The organism is Variovorax atrisoli (genome assembly GCF_014195185.1).
GTDB classification, from domain to species: Bacteria; Pseudomonadota; Gammaproteobacteria; order Burkholderiales; family Burkholderiaceae_C; genus Variovorax; species Variovorax atrisoli.
Genome location: NZ_JACIBG010000006.1, coordinates 22759 through 40726, shown reverse-complemented (window position 1 = coordinate 40726; position 17968 = coordinate 22759). Strand labels below are relative to the sequence as shown.

The window sequence follows — 17968 nt, the reverse complement described above, 5'->3', positions numbered from 1 at the left end:
GCGGCGCCGGCCTCGCCGGGCCGCCGGTATCGACCCCGGCAGGGGGTGGGCGGCCGCACCGAGCGGGCCGGCCTGGGGGCGAGCATGAATGATCACCAGCTGCTGCGCTATTCGCGCCACATCCTCCTCGAAGAGTTCGGCATCGACGGGCAGGCCCGCGTCAGTGCCGGGCGCGTCCTGGTCATAGGCGCCGGCGGGCTGGGCTCGCCGGTCGCCCTTTACCTCGCGGCGGCGGGCGTGGGCCACATCGTGCTGGTCGACGACGACGAGGTCGACCTCACCAACCTGCAGCGGCAGGTCGCCCATACCCATGCACGCGTCGGCCTGCCAAAGGTCGAATCCGCGGCGCAGGCCATGCGCGACATCAACCCCGAGATCTCCATCGAAACCCATGCGCTGCGCGCGGACGAGGCGCTGCTGTCTCGCCTCGTCGCCGAGGCCGACGTGGTGGTCGATTGCTGCGACAACTTCGCGACCCGCCAGGCCGTCAACCGCGCCTGCGTGGCGCATGCCAGGCCGCTGGTGGCGGGCGCGGCGATCCGCTTCGACGGCCAGCTGAGCGTCTACGACACCCGCGACGCAGCCTCGCCCTGCTACGCCTGCCTGTTTCCGCCGGAGGCGAGCTTCGAGGAAACCCGCTGCGCGGTGCTCGGCGTGTTCGGCCCGGTGGTGGGCACCATCGGCACGCTGCAGGCCAGCGAGGCGCTGAAGCTGCTGGCCGGCATCGGCCCGTCGCTGGCCGGCAGGCTGCTGATGTTCGACGGGCGCAGCACCTCCTTCGACACGCTGCGCGTGGCGCGCGACCCGCACTGCAGCGTCTGTGCGCAGCGCACCGCCCCGCCTTCCGCCTAGTTCTTCTGCTTCGCGCCCTTCGCGCGGGCTGCGCCGGTCGCGGCGGCGCCTGCCGTGGGCTTGTTCGCCTGCGCGATCACGCCCTTGCAGTCGGAATCCTCGCCCGGCCCCGTCTCGATGGTCGCGGCCAGCGCGAGCAGCGGATTGACCGCCCCCAGCGCCAGCGCAGCCAGCCCGCGTCCGGCCAGCGGCCCGACTTCCAGTCCGCCCTTGGGATCGCCGAATGTGCCGCTCACCACCAGCGGGGTGCGGATCGAGAGGATGTTCTTGCTCTTGGGCTCCGGACGGATCACGAAATCCAGCCCCTCCGTCGCCAGGTTGGCCTGGCCTGTGGCGATGAAGACGGCGTTGGTGGTGTCCACCACCAGGGTGCGGCCGGTCATCAGGCCCTTGTTGACATCGAAGGCCAGCGCCGCGCAGCGCAGCTCCACGTTGCGGTCGCCGCGCAGGATGAACTTGATGATGTCGCCGCCCACCAGGGTCGCGAACACCGGCAGCAGGTTGCCGAACTGCCCGCGCCCCGAGATGACCGCCACGTCGCCCGAGACGCCTCCCAGCCAGTTGGCGACGGTGCTGCCCGAACCCGAGAGATTGATGCGCCCGTCCAGCCGCCCCACGCTGTTGCCGGTGGTCTCCAGCTTCGGGAAGAGGCGCGCGAGCTGCATGGCGCGGGCGTCGAGCGAGGCGCGGATGTCGGCGGGGTTCTTCGAGCCGTCGATGCGGATCGCGCCGGCCAGCGTGCCGCCGGCCACGCCCAGGTCGAGCGGATCGAGAGTGAGCACGCCCTCGTTCAGCTTCACCTGCACGCTGCCGCGCTCCAGCGGCACGTCTCGCACGTTGCGGATGCGGTCGGCCGTGTACTTCACGTCGGCATTCATGGCGCGCAGGCGCTCGAAGTCCAGCGGTGCCGTGGGCAGCACCTTGCCGCCGGGCCGCCTGACCTGGGTAACGGTGGGCGGCGGCGCGACGCCCTCCACCGTGGCGGCGGTGCGCGCCGTGGGCGGCAGGCCGATCAGCGGGCCGAGGTCGTCCATGTCCATCACCTTGGAGCGAAGGTCGCCCGCCAGGTGCGGCAGCTTGCCCGACTGGTCGAAACGCATGTCGCCCGCGATGTCGGACAGGCCCAGGCGCCCCTGCAGCCCGCTGGCCTTCCAGAGCTTGCCGCTCTTGTCGAGCTTGCCGCTGAGGGCGTAAGGCGAGGTCTGCGGCAGCGCGATGCCCAGCAGCGGGAACAGCGCGCCCAGCGTCTGGCCCTTGATCTCGAACTTCGCGTCGATGCCGTCCAGGTCGGACAGGCGGGCGACAGTGCCGGCCGCCTTCAGCTGCGTCTGACCGGCGGCAGCCCGAATCTCCAGCGGAAACGGCGGCGCGTTCGAGGCCTCGATCTGCAGCACGTTGCCGGTTCGCCCGCTGGCTGTCAGCGGCTGTCCCTTGTAGCGGCCCTTGATGCGGTAGTCGAGGGGCATCTCGCCGCGGCTGCTGTCGTAGTTCAGGTCGGCGTGCAGGTCGACACCCAGGTGCTTGGCGAGGAAATCGACCGCGCCGCTGTCGATCTGCACCTGTCCGATGGTCGGTACGGTGCCGCCTTCGGAGCTGTCCTTGCCTTCTTTGCCCAGCGACCAGGTGCGGCGGCCGTCAGCTTCCATCTGCAGGCCCACAGTCGGGGAGGAAAGCGCCAGCCTGGGAATGATGATGCTGCGCGAGATCAGCGGCCAGAGGCGGATGTCGAAGTCGGCCCGCTCCGCCTTCACCAGATAGGGATCACGCGCCCACGAGGGATTGGCGAACTCGATGCCGTCGAGCCTGACGGTGGCCTGCCGCCACCCGAGCCCCACGTCCAGCCGTCGGGTGATCTCGAACTTGCGCCCGGTCTTCTCGCTGACGTAGCGGTTGACCGGCTCGCGAAGCACGTCCCAGGGGAAGAAGGCGAGCACCACGGCCAGCACCGCGAACAGCAGCACCAGGCTCGCCAGCAGCTTCTGCCAGAGCGGCAGGCCGCGCAGGCGGCCCCCTTTCATCGGTGCGTTCGTCGTTGCCATGGGGCTCTTGTAACCCATGTGGAAGCCCCGCCGCGGTCGGCCGCCGACCGCAGACATCGTGAGGTATTGCCTACTGAGCTGGCCAAGCGTCCCATGCGTCGGAACCCACCTACAGCCTCCCACCGCCGAAGCTTGCATGATGCGGATGGGAGAAGCAGCAAAGTCCTTCCGCAGGCACTTGACGCCGACGGAGGCGCGCTTATGCGTCTGCCATCCTCAGAGGAAGAGTGGTTGGGCATGGATTCAAGATTGCAGACTTATGTTGTCGAAGACAACCTCACGATCCGTGAAAACCTCATTGGCACGCTGGAAGAACTCACCTGCAGTACCGTTGTCGGATTCGCGGAAACAGAGAGCGGTGCGCGCGCATGGCTGCTCGGCCACGACGGCGAATGGGACCTGCTCGTCGTCGACCTCTTCCTCAAGCAGGGCAGCGGTCTGGGCGTGCTGCAGGCCTGCCAGGCCCGCAGGCCGGATCAGAAGGTGGTCGTGCTCAGCAACTATGCGACGCCCGACATCCGCAGGCGCTGCGCGGAATTCGGGGTCGACGCGGTGTTCGACAAATCGAACGAGATCGAAGCCCTGGTGGAGTTCTGCCTTCTGCAGGCACGCAACCGTGTTGCGCACTCCTCGTCCGAAGCGGGCTGAGGAAAGAAAAGACGACGTGGACGAAGAAAGACTGGAAGAAGAAGGGGCGCAGGAAAGACCGGAAGAGGAAATCGACCCGGCCCCCTTCCTTGCCCCATGGCCGATCTCAATCGATCAGCTTGTTCTTCAGCGCGTAGTAGGTGAGGTCGCTGTTGGAGGAGAGGTTCATCTTCTCCATCAGGCGCGTGCGGTAGGTGCTCACGGTCTTGACCGACAGCGACAGCGTCTTGGCGATGTCGCCGGCCGTCTCGCCCTTGGCGAGCTTGAGGAACACCTGGAATTCGCGCTCGGAGAGCTGCTCGTGCGGCGCGGCGTCGTCCTTGCGGTCGAGCTGGCGGGCCAGCAGTTCGGCCACCGCGGGGGTGATGTAGCGCCGGCCCAGGGCGATGGTGCGGATCGCGTTGACGATCTCGATGGGGTCGCATTCCTTGTTGAGGTAGCCACTCGCGCCCTGACGGATCAGGTTCATCGCGTAGTGCTCCTCGGGGTAGCCGCTCAGGATCAGGATGCCGACGTCCGGCGCCTTGGCGCGGATCATGGCGAGCGCATCGATACCGCTCTGTCCGGGCATCGAAAGGTCCATGACCAGCACGTCCAGCTCCGTGGTGCGCACCAGTTCGATGGCTTCACGGCCGCTGGCAGCCTCGCCCGCCACGCGCAGGTCCACGTGCTCGGAGAAGAACTGCCGGAGGCCCGATCGCACGATGGCGTGGTCGTCCACAATTCCGATTTTGATCATCTGTTACTTTCGTCGTTGTGTTGCGCAGGCGAGGGTCGCAACATGCCAGGTCCCTGATTGTTGTCAATTATTCACGAACTTGCGCCACAAGCAGCCTTGAAAGTTTCATGCACTGGTTAGCCCCACCAAAAATGGCCGTGAGCCTGCTGCTCGCGGCGCTGGCCGCCCTGGCCCTCGTCGGCATCAACGAGGCCGGTTACCGGCAGTCCACCCGCGCGCTCGCCGACATCGACGAAGCGCAGCAGGTGCGCGGCACGCTCAACCAGCTCCTGCAGAACATGCTTGACGCCGAAACCGGCCAGAGAGGCTACCTGCTGACCGGCGAGGCGAGCTACCGAAAGCCCTACGACGACGCGGTCAAGCAGGTCGACGGCCACTTGGGCACCCTGCGCCGCCTCTACGCCGACCGGCCGGCCGAGCTTGCCCGGCTGACGGAGCTCTCGAAGCACGTGCTGCGCAAGATCGCCGAGATGGACATGAGCGTGCGCCTGCGCCAGGACGGCAAGGAAGACGCCTGGAAGTTCGTCATCACCACCGACGTGGGCAAGGAGGAGATGGAAGCCATCCGCGCCGCCGCGGGCGACCTGGTGAAGCTCAGCAACGGCACCTTGCAGCAGAGCCAGGCGCAGGTGCTGCAGTCGCTGAAGCTGGCGCGCATCGGCACGTCCATCGTCGCGCTGGCCGCGCTGCTGGCCTTCTTCCTGTACCTGCGCCAGACGCATGTGCTGCGCTCCATCGGCGAGCGCCAGCAGCTGGCACTGCAGCGCGAGCGCAACGCCCTGGAGGACGAAGTGCGCGAGCGCACCGCCTCGCTGGCCGAACTGGCCACCCACCTGCAGGACGTGCGCGAGACCGAGCGCGGCTTCCTCGCGCGCGAACTGCACGACGAGCTGGGCTCGCTGCTCACCGCCGCCAAGCTCGACGTGGCCCGGCTGAAGTCGCGGCTGGCGGACGCGCCCGACGCGATCCAGCGGCTGCAGCATCTGACCGAGCTGCTCAACAGCGGCATCGCGCTCAAGCGCCGGATCATCGAGGACCTGCGGCCCTCGTCGCTGTCCAACCTGGGGCTGGTCGCGTCGCTGGAGATCCTGGGGCGCGAGTTCGGCGAGCGCTCGGGCCTGCAGGTGGAAATGGTGCTCGAGCCGGTGACCATGGACGAGTCGCACCAGCTCACCATCTACCGGATGGTGCAGGAGAGCCTCACCAATATCGGCAAGTACGCCGAGGCCACCGAAGCCACCATCGTCCTGAAGAACTACGACAACCACGTGGTGGTGGAGGTGGCCGACAACGGCAAGGGCTTCGACACCCAGCGCGTGCGCCCTTCCACCCACGGCCTCGCGGGCATGCGGCACCGCGTGGAAGCCGCGCGCGGGCGGCTCACGGTGTCTTCGGCACCGGGCAAGGGCACCCGGCTGAGCGCCATGCTGCCGATCGTCAAGGCGGCCTGAGACGACGAAGGGCCCCGGCCTGCCACGAGGCCGCGGGCATTCCTTCACACGCCGCCGCAAGACCACTCGGCCATCTCCTACGCACCCCAACCCCGGCCGCTGACAGGTCTGCAACGAGCCTCCACTTAAGGTTGCATCCATGGCATCGGTACTTCCCTTCCGGGACTGCCGATGCGATGTTTTCAAGACACGAGCCAAGTCTCGAAGGAGTTCCACATGCTGCATTACGCCGTGGTGTTTCTGGTCATCGCCCTGATCGCTGCCCTCTTCGGGTTTGGCGGCATCGCGGCGAGCGCCGTGGGCATCGCCAAGATCCTCTTCGTGATCTTCGTGATCCTCGCGCTGGCGAGCTTCCTTGCCGGCTTGCTACGACGCAAGTAGCGTCGTTACGATCAACAGGCTTGCGCATTTCACTTTTCCGGAAAGGACTTTCACATGAACACGACGACGAAGACCCCCTCGCAACTCGCCGACGAAGCGCGCCAGACCGCACGTGACGCGGTCGAGACGACCCGCGCCTACGCACAGAACGCGGTGAATGCGGCGGGCGAGAAGGTCCGTGACCTGCGGCGCGATTCGGAGCCGGCCGTCGAACAGCTGGCCGCCCGCGTGCAGCAGGCGGTGCAGCGCGGCCTCGATGCCGCCTCCACCACCAGCGCCCGCGCACAGCGTCGCCTGGAGCAGGCCGCCGACGTCACCGGCCGATACATCTCGGACCAGCCCGTGCGCTCGGTGCTCCTGGCCGCTGCCGCCGGCGCAGCCATCACCGCGCTGATCGTGCTGGCAAGCCGCCGCAGCCGGGACGACTACTGATCAAGCTGAAGGCGTCTGTCATCGATCGATTCCGGCACCATGCTCCATCCCATCTTTTCCACGGTGCTCGGGCATCCGGATCTCGTCGCTGAACATCTCGCCAACTACGCCGCGCTCGTCAGGGAGGAGTCCTCCCAGGCGGGTCGCGGCATTGCCGGACGCATCATCGCTGCGGTGCTCGCCGTCGCCACCGTCACCCTGGCCCTGGGGCTGATCGGCGTGGCGGTGCTGCTCGGGGTGATGCATGGCAGCTTCCACTGGGTGCTGGTGGCCGTGCCGGGCGTGGCCGTGGTGATCGCGGCCTTCTGCATCTGGTACGCGATGCGCCCCACCGTGACCTACGCCTTCGAGGACCTGCGATCGCAGCTCGACGCCGACCTGCAAGCCCTTCGCGAAGCCGGAGCACGCCATGACCGCTGACGACTACCGCGAACTCCGGCAGCACCTCACCCCGAAGGAGCGGCTGGCCCTCTCCCGAAGGGCGCTGGTGCGCCAGCTCAACGGCGGCGTCGAAGACGACGACGACGGGCGCTATCGCACGGATGGTCCCCGTCTTCATGACGACGACCTGGAGTACGCGCACCACGACGCGCATGCAGCGGCCGGTCCGGACGGCCTGCACACCGGCCACCCGCAAGGCTCCGCAGACGCAGAACCGGGCGGGCAGAGAGGAGCCGGCGCAGGCCGCGGCAGGAGAAAGCCGCAGAACGTCTGGATCGCCGTGGGCCGCAGCGTGCTGGAACGCTGGTGGCGCAGGCATCCCGCGCATGCGGTCGGCCAGCTGGCGCGGCCGATGCTCGAACACTACGCGCGAAAGGAGCCGGTCAAAGTGATGGCCGTGGCTGCCGCCACCGGCTCGCTGCTGGTGCTGGTCAGGCCGTGGCGCCTGCTCTCCGCGACGGCGGTGCTTGCGGCGGTACTGAAGACATCCGACGTGGCCGACCTCATCACCACGCTGATGAGCAAGAGCCCAAGTTCACCCCGCCCCCCACGAAAGGACACTCCATGAAAAACGACGTTTCTTCCCGTTCGGCTTCCGCCAAGGAAGGCGGCCGCCAACACCTGGCGCTCGACCAGGCCGGCCTGGATGCGGCCCGCAGCAGCCTGGACGACGGTGCCGTGACCCCGAGCTACGGTCCTTGGCGCGACGACGTGGTGAAGCTGCTGAACGACGCCCTGGCCACCGAGCTGGTCTGCGTGCTGCGATACAAGCGCCACTACTTCACCGCGAACGGCGTCGAGTCGCCCGCCATCGCTGACGAGTTCCTGGTGCACGCCAACGAGGAATCGGCCCACGCCGACCTGATCGCCGAGCGCATCGTGCAACTGGGCGGCGAACCCGACTTCGCCCCCGGCCACCTCCTGGAGCGCAGCCACGCCCAGTACGACGAGTCGACCGACCTGCAGTCGATGGTGCGCGCCAACCTGATCGCCGAGCGCGTCGCGGTGGAGTCGTATCGCCAGATGATCTCGCTCATCGGCGACAAGGACCCGACCACCCGCCGCATGCTCGAAGGCATCCTGGCCGACGAGGAAGAGCACGCCGACGAGTTGAAGGACTGGCTCGGCCACTGAGACGGCTCGGTCGAGCCTCATCGAGCGGAAGACCTTCCGCTCATGAAAAAGAAAAGCCCGGCGCTGCCGGGCTTTTTCGTTGGCGAGCAGAGAAGGGAAGGATCAGCCCTTCACCTCGAGCTGATTGCTCACCGAGGTCACGCCCTGTACGCCCTTGGCGATCTCCTCGGCGCGTGCCTTGGCAGCAGCCGTGGGAGCCGGGCCCTTCAGGCTCACCGCGCCGGCCTTGGTGTCGACGTCGATCTTGATGGCGCTCAGGTCCGGGTCCTTGGCGAGGCCGGCCGAGACGGAAGCCGTGATGGCGGCATCGTCCATCGTCGCGCTCACGGCGGCGCCTGCTTCCTTGAGCGCTTCCTTGGCGTTGGAGGCGCCCTCCTTCACCTCGGCGGTGGTGTTGGACGACTCGACCTTGGCCTTGGCGTCCTTGAGGGCCTCGCCCGTCTTGGCGGCTGCCGTGTCGGCAGCCTGCTCGGTCTTGGCGATCGCGCCGTCGAGCTTCTCGCCGGCGGTGCGGTTGTCGGCCTTGTCGCAGCCGACCAGGGCCAGCGCGGCGCCGGCCAGCAGCACGGCGCTCAGGGTCTTGGCGTACGGGGCACGGCCCGTGCGTTGAATGTTCGATGTGTTCATGGGAATCCTCCTGTCGCTTCTCGGAACGGAAAGAGCGCATGCGAAGGCCTGGGTGCGACGCGCGCACGCAGCCTTCGCGGCTCGGATCACAGCTTGTCGGCGCCCGACTTGATTGCGTCCTTGGTCTTTTCCTTCACGTCGCCGTAGGTCTTCTGCACCTTGCCGGCGGCCTGGTCCGCCAGGCCCTCGCCCTGCAGTTTCTCGTTGCCGACGACCTTGCCGGCGACTTCCTTCAGCTTGCCCTTGGCTTCCTCGACGCGGCCTGCCACTTGGTCCTTGTTCATGTCGCTTCCTTCCTGATGAGTGATGCTGAAAAGTGGGCCGGGATGACCCACTGGAGCCAATCTAAGGGCCGCCCGATGGCGGCGAATGCCGACTGGAGCCCGAAGCGCTGTAGGACAACGAGGCTCAGGCGCTGACGATCCATCCTTCAAGCGGATCGATGTCCTCCGGCAGCCCATGGCCCGGGCCGGGGCTCAGGGCGCGCTGCTGGCCCCAGGCGGCCTGCAGAAGACACAGCACCGCGTCGATGTCGTCGCCGCGCGCATCCGCCAGCAGTTCCGCGCGCTGCGGCGCGGTGACGGCCAGCTTCAGTCCGAGGCGGGGCGAACCCGCTTCGAGCGCAGCCAGCAGATCGACCCGCGCCGCGCGACGCTCGGGTGTCTGCTTTGCGAGATCGTCGCTCTTGTAGCTGCGACGGCCGATGAGTTCACGCGCCAGCAGGCCGGGGTAGGCCTCCAGCGCGATGCGTTCGGCACCGTTGCCGGCATGCAGGCCGGGAATGCGCGCACCGGCGGCCAGCAGGCGCGGCACGCCCGCATGGAGCATGTAGGCCACCGGCGGATTGACCCATTTCATCGAGGGGCTGGACCCTGCGGGCCCGTCGGCCGCACGGTGCGCGAACTTGCCGCCCACCGGCCGCCCTGCGCAGAAGGCGGCGAAGGTCTCGCGGATCTCGGCGCGGCTCAGGCCGGCGTAGTGGGCCATCAGCGGCTCCCACTGCAGCGGCCACCGCAGGTGCTCCACGAGCTCGCGCGGCAGGCTGAACGGAAAGTCGAAGCCGCCGGTCCACGCCGGCGTGGCGCGCAGCCAATCGCCCCATGCGTCGAGCGTCGAGAAGCGCTGCAGACCGTGGAGCACGACGCAGTCGGCGCCGCCCAGCCCGCCGGTGGCGACGACGATGGGCTTGCGTGCCGTCGGCGCGCTGGAGAAGTCGCAGCCGAACAGCAGCACGGCCTCAGCCCATCGCGAGCGCCACCACGCCGGCGGCGATGAGCGTCGCGCCCATCAATCGAAGCAGCCGGTCGCCCTCGCGCAGCAGGTGGCCGCCGATCAGTGCAGCGAAGAGCATCGACACCTCGCGCGCTGGCGCCACGTGCGAGATCGGCGCCTGCTGCACCGCGTAGAGCACGAGCACGTACGACACGGGGCTGATCGCCGCCACCAGCAGCGCGTATTTCCACTGCTCGCGCCACATGCGCACGGTGGTCGCGCGGTCCTGCAGCGCGGCGGGCATCAGCAGGACGATGCGCACGAGGTTGCCCATGTAGTCGAGCAGGATCGGCGACATCGCAAGGAACTTGACCGCGTAGCTGTCGGCCACCGTGTAGGCCGCGATGAAGGCGCCGGTCAGCACGCCGTAGCGCATACCCTTGTGCACCCGCGCGCGCTGCGCCGGGTCGTGCGCCTTCTGCCACAGGCGCGGGCCGCCGGCGATGAGGAACACGCCGGCCACCACGCCCAGGATGCCGGCCACGCCGACGGGGCTGATCTTCTCGCCCAGGAAGAGCACCGCCACCAGCGACGAAAGCAGCGGCCCCGAGCCGCGCGCCAGAGGATAGACCACCGTGAGGTCCGACTTGCGGTAGCCGCGCAGCAGCACGATGAAATAGAAGACGTGCAGCACACCGCTGAGCACGACGAAGCCCCACTCCGCCCGCCCCCACCCAGGCACCACGTTCCAGCCCAGCACGATGCCCACCGGCGCCCAGATGACCATGTTGAACACGCTCGCCTGGAAGCTGAAGCGCGCGTCGCCGTTCGCCTTCTTGGCGGCGATGTTCCAGCTGGCGTGGATGATCCCGGCGAGCAGGATCAGGGCGAATGCGGAGAGCGGCACCTCGAGCTATGCGAGACCGGGCGCCGCCGGGCCGCCCCAAGGCGCGAGCGGCCCCCTCGGGGGGCAGCGAGGACACGAAGTGCCGAGCGTGGGGGCCACCACTTTCAGTGGCGGCCGACGATGGCTGCGGTGGCCATCAGCTCTTCCAGCAGCGCCAGCGAGACCTTGCCCGACACCGCATAGGGGTTGAGCTCGGGCTTCTCGGAGTACTTCAGCAGCGTCGAGGCGTTGAGCTTCGACAGGTTGACCTGCCCCATCGTCCAGCCGCCGAAGCGGCGCTCGGAGATCTCTTCGTAGTGCAGCAGCACCACGTCCTTGTGGCGCGGATCGCGCTGGATGTGGCCGTAGAGCTCGGAGATGGCCATGCGGCCGCCTTCGATGGCCTGCAGGAAGGTGCCCGCACCGTAGCAGAGGATGCCGGTGATGCCGCAGGCGGTGTTGTGGGAGCGCGATTGCGTCAGGATCGACTCGATGGCCTCGGGGCTGGTGTCGACGGCGCGGCTGGCGTAGAGGAGTCGGACCAGCATGGCTCAGTCCTTTCGCGGCAGGAGGGACAGGAATTCGCGGCGCAGGCTCGGATCTTTCAGGAACACGCCGCGCATCACGGAATTGATCATCTTGCTGTCCATTTCCTTGACGCCGCGCCAGGCCATGCAGAAGTGCTCGGCTTCCATGACCAGCGCGAGGCCGTCGGGCTGGGTCTTCTCCTGGATCAGGTCGGCCAGCTGCACCACGGCCTCTTCCTGGATCTGGGGACGGCCCATGACCCACTCGGCCAGGCGCGCGTACTTCGACAGGCCGATCACGTTGGTGTGCTCGTTGGGCATCACGCCGATCCACAGCTTGCCGATGATCGGGCAGAAGTGGTGCGAGCAGGCGCTGCGCACGGTGATCGGGCCGACGATCATCAGCTCGTTCAGGTGCTCGGCGTTGGGGAATTCGGTGAGCGAGGGCGCCGCCACGTAGCGGCCGCGGAACACCTCGTTGACATACATCTTGGCGACGCGGCGCGCGGTGTTGTCGGTGTTGTGGTCGTTCTCGACGTCGATCACCAGGCTCTGGAGCACGTCCTTCATCTTGACCTCGACCTCGTCGAGCAGCTTCTCGAGCTCGCCGGGCTCGATGAACTCCGAGATGTTGTCGTTGGCATTGAAGCGCTTGCGCGCCGCTGTGATGCGCTCGCGGATCTTGACGGAGACGGGCGTACCCTCGTCGTCGTCTTTTCGATCGGGCAGCGGTTCGACGTCGGTTTTCCTCAGCATGGCGGGGATCGTACCAGTGAATGGCTCCAGACATTCAGGGCCGCAAGGCCCATCCCTTCTTGGAGCGATGCTATCAAACAAGGAGCGAAAAATCGGCCACCAGCGGCAGGTGGTCGGACATTCTGGCCCAGATGGGACCGCGCGGCACCACGCAGGACACCGGCTCCAGGCCCCGCCCGTAGACGAAGTCGAGCTGCGTCACCGGCAGGCGCGAAGGGTAAGTGAGCGTGCGCGGACCGCGCAGGTCGCTGGTGTCGCGCAGGCCCATGGCGTTCATGGCGTAGCGCATGCGCGCGCCCCAGTCGTTGAAGTCGCCGGCCACCACCACCGCCTCGCCGGGCGGCACCTCGCGGTCGATGAACTCGCGCAGCCGCGCGATCTGCCGCACCCGGCTGCCCTTGATGAGGCCCAGGTGCACCACGATGGCGTGCACCCGGCGCCCTTCCACTTCGATCATCACGTGCAGCAGGCCGCGCTGCTCGAAGCGGTGGTCGGAAATGTCCTGGTGGTTGGTGCCCAGCACCGGCCAGCGCGTGAGCAACGCATTGCCGTGCTCGCCGTGGCGCGTGACGGCGTTGGTCTCGTAGACGGCGGTGTAGCCCTCGGGCGCGAGGAAGTCGGCCTGCGGCAGCTCGGGCCAGCGGGCGAATCGGGCCGCTGCCTGCCGGTTCATCTTGCGCACTTCCTGCAGGCAGACGATGTCGGCGTCGAGCTGCTCGATGGCGTGGCCGAGGTTGTGGATCTCGAGCCGCCTCGCGGGCCCGATGCCCTGCACACCCTTGTGGATGTTGTAGGTCGCGACCCGCAGGTTCTGCTGAACCGCTATCGCTGTGGCTGTAGCTGCCGGCTGGTTCGTCATCGCACAAATTCTGGCAGCAACAGAATGGCTTCGGCATTCGACGGGGAAAAGCAGGCGTCCGCCGCTTCGCGGTAGGGCAGCCAGCGCCAGTCGGTGTGCTCGCGCGGGTCGAGCGTGGGCACGACGCGTTCCAGCACGCGCAGGCCGAACAGGTGCTCGGTGTTGTGGGTCACGCCCGGCGCATAGCGGGCGCGCCAGCGCGGGTAGATCTCGTAGACGTTGCGCAGCTGCCAGTCGACGAGCAGCGAGGCCAGCGGCGTGCCTTCGCCGCACAGGATGCCGGTTTCCTCGGCCACCTCACGCGCCGCGGTGAGCGCGAGCGGCTCGTCGGCCGCGTCCTTGCTGCCGGTGACCGACTGCCAGAAGTCGGTCTCGGCATCCGCACGCCGGATCAGCAGCACATCGAGCGCCGACGTGTGGATCACGACCAGCACCGACTCCGGGATCTTCCAGGGCCGGGGGCTGGTCGTCATGGGAGGTGCGGTGCTCAGGCTTCTTCGCGAAACACCGAGGAACCGGCTTTGCCGGGCCTCTGGTGTTGCCCCCGGTAGGGGGTTGGCGAAGCGACACGAAGTGCGCGCAGCCTGGGGGCGAGCATCATGCTGCTGCCTGGGGATTGTTGCGCAGCTTGATGTGGAGCTCGCGCAGCTGCTTCTCGTCGACCGGGCTGGGCGCCTGCGTCAGCAGGTCTTGTGCGCGCTGGGTCTTGGGGAAGGCGATCACGTCGCGGATCGACTCGGCGCCGGTCATCAGCATGACCAGGCGGTCCAGGCCGATGGCGATGCCGCCGTGCGGCGGCGCGCCGTACTGGAGCGCGTCCAGCAGGAAGCCGAACTTCAGTTGCGCGTCCTCGGCGCTGATCTTCAGCGCGCGGAACACCTTGCTCTGCACTTCCTCGCGGTGGATACGCACCGAGCCGCCGCCCATCTCGATGCCGTTGAGCACCATGTCGTAGGCCTTGGCGATGCACTTCTCGGGCGCGGTGTCCATGAGGTCCTCATGGCCGTCCTTCGGCGCGGTGAACGGATGGTGCACGGCGCTCCAGCGCTGGCCTTCCTCGTCGAACTCGAACATCGGGAAGTCCACCACCCACAGCGGCGCCCAGCGGTCGTCGAACAGGCCCGTCTTCTTGCCGAAGGCGCTGTGGCCGATCTTGATGCGCAGCGCGCCGATGGCGTCGTTGACGACCTTCGCCTTGTCGGCGCCGAAGAACAGGATGTCGCCGTTGCGCGCGCCGGTGCGGGCGATGATCTCGGCCAGGGCGTTGTCGTCGAGGTTCTTCACGATCGGGCTCTGCAGGCCTTCGCGGCCGGCGGCGGCATCGTTGACCTTGATGTAGGCCAGGCCCTTGGCGCCGTAGATCTTGACGAACTCCTGGTAGGCATCGATCTCGCCGCGCGACAGGCCGCCCTCGGCACCGCCGCCGGGCACGCGCAGCGCCACGACACGGCCGCCGGGCATGGTGGCAGCGTTGGAGAACACCTTGAATTCCACGCGCTTCATCAGCTCGGTGAGTTCGGTGAATTCGAGCTTCACGCGCAGGTCGGGCTTGTCCGAGCCGTACTTGAACATCGCGTCCGCATAGCTCATGGTCGGGAACACCGGCAGCTCGATGCCCGCGGCGTTGCGGAACACGTTGCGGATCATGCCTTCGAACATCTCGCGGATCTCTTCCTCGGCGAGGAAGGAGGTCTCGATGTCGATCTGCGTGAATTCGGGCTGGCGGTCGGCGCGCAGGTCCTCGTCGCGGAAGCACTTCACGATCTGGTAGTAGCGGTCGTAGCCGGCCACCATCAGCAGCTGCTTGAAGAGCTGGGGCGATTGCGGCAGCGCGAAGAAGCTGCCGTCGTGCACGCGGCTGGGCACGAGGTAGTCGCGCGCACCCTCGGGCGTGGACTTGCCCAGCATCGGCGTCTCGATGTCGATGAAGCCGTTGGCGTCGAGGAACTTGCGCGTTTCCATCGTCACCTTGTAGCGCAGCATCATGTTGCGCTGCATGACCGGGCGGCGCAGGTCGAGCACGCGGTGCGTGAGACGCGTGGTTTCCGACAGGTTGTCGTCGTCCAGCAGGAAGGGGGGCGTGACCGAGGGGTTCAGCACCTTCAGCTCGTGGCACAGCACCTCGATCTTGCCGCTCTTGAGCTGATCGTTGGTCGTGCCTTCGGGGCGAGCGCGCACCAGGCCGGTGATCTGCACGCAGTATTCGTTGCGCAGGCTCTCGGCCACGGCGAAGGTGGAGGCGCGGTCGGGGTCGCACACCACCTGCACGTAGCCTTCGCGGTCACGCACGTCGATAAAGATCACGCCGCCGTGGTCGCGGCGACGGTTGACCCAGCCGCAAAGGGTGACGGTCTGGCCCAGCTGGGCTTCGGTCACGAGACCGCAATAGTGAGTACGCATGGCCATAGGAATCCATTCCGGCGCCTCGAGGGCGCGTTCGTTCTTTTATGAGTTGGAAGACTTCACCGCCACCGAAGCGGGGCCGCCTGGAACGACCACCCCCATCGAGACGATGTACTTGAGCGCTTCGTCCACGCTCATCTTCAGTTCGATGCAGTCGCTGCGCTTGAGCATCACGAAGTAGCCGCCCGTGGGATTGGGCGTTGTCGGCACGTAGACGCTGAGGAACTCGCCCTCGCCAAGGTGCGCGGCGACCTCATTGCCGGGCGCGCCGGTCACGAAGGCGATGGTCCACACGCCTTCGCGCGGCCATTGCACCAGCACCGCGGTGCGGAAGGCATTGCCGTTCTCGGAGAACAGCGTGTCCGACACCTGCTTGACGCTGGAGTAGATCGAGCGCACCACCGGGATGCGACGGACCACGGCATCGCCCCAGCCGAGCAGGCGCTTGCCGACGAAGTTGCTGGCCGTGGCGCCCACCACCAGCAGGATCGCCAGCGTGAGCAGCACGCCCAGGCCCCGTACCTTGTGGTCGCTCAGCCAGGTCTGCCACTGCTCGGGCAGCAGCCACAGCGTCTGGTCGAGCGTGCCGATGATCCAGTTCAGCACGCCCAGCGTGATGACCAGCGGCACGATGACCAGCAGGCCGGACAGCAACCATTTGCGCAGGGCGAGCATGGCGGTCGGAAGGCTTCAGTCGCCGCTCGACGCGGCCGGCGCGGGAGCCGGTGCGGCGGGCGCCGGAGCGGGGCTCGGCGCGGCGGTCGTGGTGGAAGAAGAGGAAGAGGACGAAGATTCGCCGGAGGCGGACGACGTGGCCGGCTCGGACTTCTTGCCGCCGCCATCGCGGAAATCGGTCACGTACCAGCCGGAGCCCTTGAGCTGGAAGCCGGCGGCCGTGACCTGCTTTTCGAACGCACTCGCGCCGCACGCCGGGCACACCGTGAGGGGAGCGTCGGACATCTTCTGCAAAGCGTCCTTGGCGAAGCCGCAGGCGCTGCACTTGTAGGCGTAGATGGGCATGGGGAAATGAGGTCAAAAAAGCGGCGCAGCGGCCGCTCGCAAAGCCCTCGATTATAGGGGCGCCCCCGCCAGGGGACGCCCTGCCCGAGCGGCAAGCCCCGGCTTCAGGCCGGTTCCGTGGCCAGCGGGCGGTGCGGCGTGTGAGTGTTCGCCAACCATTGCGGCAGCAGCGAGCCGGCCACCATGCCCGCGAAGGAGCACAGCACGCCGGCCAATTGGGCCGGGAACACGGCGCCCCAGGACGAAACCCCCAGGAAGAGCAGCCAGACGCCGATGCCCAGGACGATCGAGGCCACCGCCCCCTGCGTGGTGGCCCGGCGCCAGTAGAGGCCGCAGACCAGCGGCACGAAGGCCCCCACCAGCGGCACCTGGTAGGCGCCCGACACCTGCTCGTAGATTGACGTGCCCTGCATGCGGATCGCGTAGGCGAGCACCGCGGCGCTGAAGAGCAGCACCGTGATGCGCATGGTCATCAGGTTCTGGCGGTCGGTGCCGGCCGGGCGGAACTGGCGCCAGATGTTCTCGGTGAAGGTGACGCTGGGAGCCAGCAGCGTGGCCGATGCAGTCGACTTGATGGCCGACAGCAGCGCGCCGAAGAACAGCACCTGCATCACGAAGGGCATCTTCTCGAGCACCAGCGTGGGCAGCACTTTCTGGGGGTCTTCCTTCAGCAGCGTGGAGGTCTGCTCCGGCATGATGAGGAGCGCGCTGGCCACCAGGAACATCGGCACGAAGGCGAAGAGGATGTACGCCAGCCCGCCGATCACCGGGCCGCGCCGGGCCGCCTTGATGCTGTTGGCCGACATCACCCGCTGGAACACGTCCTGCTGCGGGATGGAGCCCAGCATCATCGTGATGGCCGCGGCGAAGAAGAACACCATGTCGTGCAGGCTCGGCTCGGGCCAGAACTTGAAGAGGTCCTTGCTGACCGCGAAGGCCACCACCTTGTCGGCGCCGCCGGCCATGTTGCCCGCGAACATCGCGATCACGGCCAGGCCGGCCACCAGGATGATCATCTGGATGAAGTCGGTGACGGCCACCGACCACATGCCGCCGAAGAGCGTGTACGCCAGGATCGAGACCACCCCGATCACCATGCCCACCGGGATGCTGACCACGCCGCCCGACAGCAGGTTGAACACCAGACCCAGTGCCGTGACCTGCGCCGACACCCAGCCCAGGTAGCTCAGCATGATGATGAGCGAGCAGGCCACCTCGACGCCGCGGCCATAGCGCTCGCGGTAGTAGTCGCTGATGGTCAGCAGCGTCATGCGGTAGAGCTTGCCGGCGAAGAACAGGCCCACCAGGATCAGGCAGGTGCCGGCGCCGAAGGGGTCTTCCACCACGCCGTTGAGCCCGCCCTCGATGAACTTGGCCGGGATGCCGAGCACCGTTTCGGAGCCGAACCAGGTCGCGAAGGTGGTCGTGACGATCATGTAGAGCGGCAGGTGCCGCCCGGCGATGGCGAAGTCGGTGGTGTTCTTCACCCGCTTGGCCGCGTAGAGGCCGATCGCGATGGTGACAAGCAGATAGACGATGACCAGCGTCAACAACACGGCAC

The 17968-nt window shown here is 67.5% G+C and carries 22 protein-coding genes; 8 read left to right on the top strand and 14 right to left on the bottom strand.

Annotated elements, in window-relative coordinates; genetic code table 11:
* Positions 1-84 precede the first annotated feature (84 nt).
* A complete protein-coding gene (locus tag FHY06_RS20695) occupies positions 85-852 on the top strand; it encodes a HesA/MoeB/ThiF family protein (RefSeq protein ID WP_019656598.1) in 768 nt (255 codons plus the stop codon).
* Here FHY06_RS20695 and FHY06_RS20690 read toward each other — a convergent pair.
* Positions 849-2891, bottom strand: a complete 2043-nt coding sequence (locus FHY06_RS20690) for an AsmA family protein (RefSeq protein ID WP_019656597.1) — start codon at positions 2889-2891, stop codon at positions 849-851. The genes FHY06_RS20695 and FHY06_RS20690 overlap by 4 nt on opposite strands.
* A 237-nt stretch (positions 2892-3128) precedes the next feature.
* Here FHY06_RS20690 and FHY06_RS20685 point away from each other — a divergent pair, with 237 nt between their 5' ends.
* Positions 3129-3539, top strand: a complete 411-nt coding sequence (locus FHY06_RS20685; RefSeq protein WP_026346581.1) for a response regulator — start codon at positions 3129-3131, stop codon at positions 3537-3539.
* Between the two features lie 106 nt (positions 3540-3645).
* Here the strand turns inward: FHY06_RS20685 and FHY06_RS20680 are convergent, their stop codons facing one another.
* Positions 3646-4278, bottom strand: coding sequence for a response regulator (locus FHY06_RS20680; protein WP_019656595.1), 633 nt, complete (start codon positions 4276-4278; stop codon positions 3646-3648).
* A 131-nt stretch (positions 4279-4409) separates the two neighbouring features.
* Here FHY06_RS20680 and FHY06_RS20675 point away from each other — a divergent pair, with 131 nt between their 5' ends.
* The 6 genes from FHY06_RS20675 to FHY06_RS20650 all read left to right on the top strand — a co-directional run bounded on the left by FHY06_RS20675 (position 4410) and on the right by FHY06_RS20650 (position 8117).
* Positions 4410-5729, top strand: a complete 1320-nt coding sequence (locus FHY06_RS20675; protein ID WP_020723234.1) for a CHASE3 domain-containing protein — start codon at positions 4410-4412, stop codon at positions 5727-5729.
* Between the two features lie 216 nt (positions 5730-5945).
* On the top strand, positions 5946-6110 hold the full coding sequence (locus tag FHY06_RS20670) for a DUF1328 domain-containing protein (protein WP_019656593.1): 165 nt from the start codon (positions 5946-5948) through the stop codon (positions 6108-6110).
* A gap of 54 nt (positions 6111-6164) precedes the next feature.
* Positions 6165-6542, top strand: a complete 378-nt coding sequence (locus FHY06_RS20665; protein WP_019656592.1) for a hypothetical protein — start codon at positions 6165-6167, stop codon at positions 6540-6542.
* Positions 6543-6581: 39 nt separating this feature from the next.
* On the top strand, positions 6582-6962 hold the full coding sequence (locus FHY06_RS20660; protein ID WP_019656591.1) for a phage holin family protein: 381 nt from the start codon (positions 6582-6584) through the stop codon (positions 6960-6962).
* Positions 6952-7551, top strand: coding sequence for a hypothetical protein (locus tag FHY06_RS20655; RefSeq protein ID WP_184606199.1), 600 nt, complete (start codon positions 6952-6954; stop codon positions 7549-7551). Before FHY06_RS20660 ends, FHY06_RS20655 begins: the two co-directional genes overlap by 11 nt.
* Positions 7548-8117: a ferritin-like domain-containing protein gene (locus FHY06_RS20650; RefSeq protein ID WP_019656589.1), complete on the top strand. Its 570-nt coding sequence runs from the start codon at positions 7548-7550 to the stop codon at positions 8115-8117. Before FHY06_RS20655 ends, FHY06_RS20650 begins: the two co-directional genes overlap by 4 nt.
* A gap of 102 nt (positions 8118-8219) precedes the next feature.
* On the opposite strand, the gene FHY06_RS20645 is transcribed toward FHY06_RS20650, so the two are convergent.
* From FHY06_RS20645 to FHY06_RS20590, 12 genes are all read right to left on the bottom strand, one after another.
* Complete coding sequence (locus tag FHY06_RS20645) at positions 8220-8744, bottom strand: BON domain-containing protein (protein WP_145760913.1); 525 nt, start codon at positions 8742-8744, stop codon at positions 8220-8222.
* An 86-nt stretch (positions 8745-8830) separates the two neighbouring features.
* Positions 8831-9028 carry a CsbD family protein gene (locus FHY06_RS20640; RefSeq protein WP_019656587.1) on the bottom strand — a complete coding sequence of 66 codons (198 nt, stop codon included), beginning with the start codon at positions 9026-9028 and terminating at the stop codon, positions 8831-8833.
* Positions 9029-9152: 124 nt separating this feature from the next.
* Positions 9153-9977: a DUF429 domain-containing protein gene (locus FHY06_RS20635; RefSeq protein ID WP_132753979.1), complete on the bottom strand. Its 825-nt coding sequence runs from the start codon at positions 9975-9977 to the stop codon at positions 9153-9155.
* Positions 9978-9981: 4 nt separating this feature from the next.
* Positions 9982-10863: an EamA family transporter gene (locus tag FHY06_RS20630; RefSeq protein ID WP_184606198.1), complete on the bottom strand. Its 882-nt coding sequence runs from the start codon at positions 10861-10863 to the stop codon at positions 9982-9984.
* A 104-nt stretch (positions 10864-10967) separates the two neighbouring features.
* On the bottom strand, positions 10968-11390 hold the full coding sequence (locus tag FHY06_RS20625; protein WP_019656584.1) for a BLUF domain-containing protein: 423 nt from the start codon (positions 11388-11390) through the stop codon (positions 10968-10970).
* Between the two features lie 3 nt (positions 11391-11393).
* On the bottom strand, positions 11394-12125 hold the full coding sequence (folE, locus tag FHY06_RS20620) for a GTP cyclohydrolase I (protein WP_019656583.1): 732 nt from the start codon (positions 12123-12125) through the stop codon (positions 11394-11396).
* A 73-nt stretch (positions 12126-12198) separates the two neighbouring features.
* On the bottom strand, positions 12199-12984 hold the full coding sequence (locus tag FHY06_RS20615) for an endonuclease/exonuclease/phosphatase family protein (RefSeq protein ID WP_019656582.1): 786 nt from the start codon (positions 12982-12984) through the stop codon (positions 12199-12201).
* Complete coding sequence (nudB, locus tag FHY06_RS20610; protein ID WP_184606197.1) at positions 12981-13457, bottom strand: dihydroneopterin triphosphate diphosphatase; 477 nt, start codon at positions 13455-13457, stop codon at positions 12981-12983. The genes FHY06_RS20615 and nudB overlap by 4 nt, the downstream gene beginning before the upstream one ends.
* 124 nt (positions 13458-13581) lie before the next feature.
* Complete coding sequence (gene aspS / locus FHY06_RS20605) at positions 13582-15390, bottom strand: aspartate--tRNA ligase (protein WP_019656580.1); 1809 nt, start codon at positions 15388-15390, stop codon at positions 13582-13584.
* A 39-nt stretch (positions 15391-15429) separates the two neighbouring features.
* Positions 15430-16062 (bottom strand): DUF502 domain-containing protein, encoded by a 633-nt coding sequence (locus FHY06_RS20600; RefSeq protein ID WP_019656579.1) that lies wholly within the window; start codon positions 16060-16062, stop codon positions 15430-15432.
* A 15-nt stretch (positions 16063-16077) separates the two neighbouring features.
* The gene (locus tag FHY06_RS20595) at positions 16078-16407 is read right to left on the bottom strand and encodes an FmdB family zinc ribbon protein (RefSeq protein WP_132753987.1); all 330 of its coding nucleotides are present in this window, start codon (positions 16405-16407) and stop codon (positions 16078-16080) included.
* 104 nt (positions 16408-16511) lie between these two features.
* Entirely contained in the window at positions 16512-17963 is a 1452-nt protein-coding gene (locus FHY06_RS20590; RefSeq protein WP_019656577.1) for a high affinity choline transporter 1, read from the bottom strand.
* Between the last annotated feature and the right edge of the window lie 5 nt (positions 17964-17968).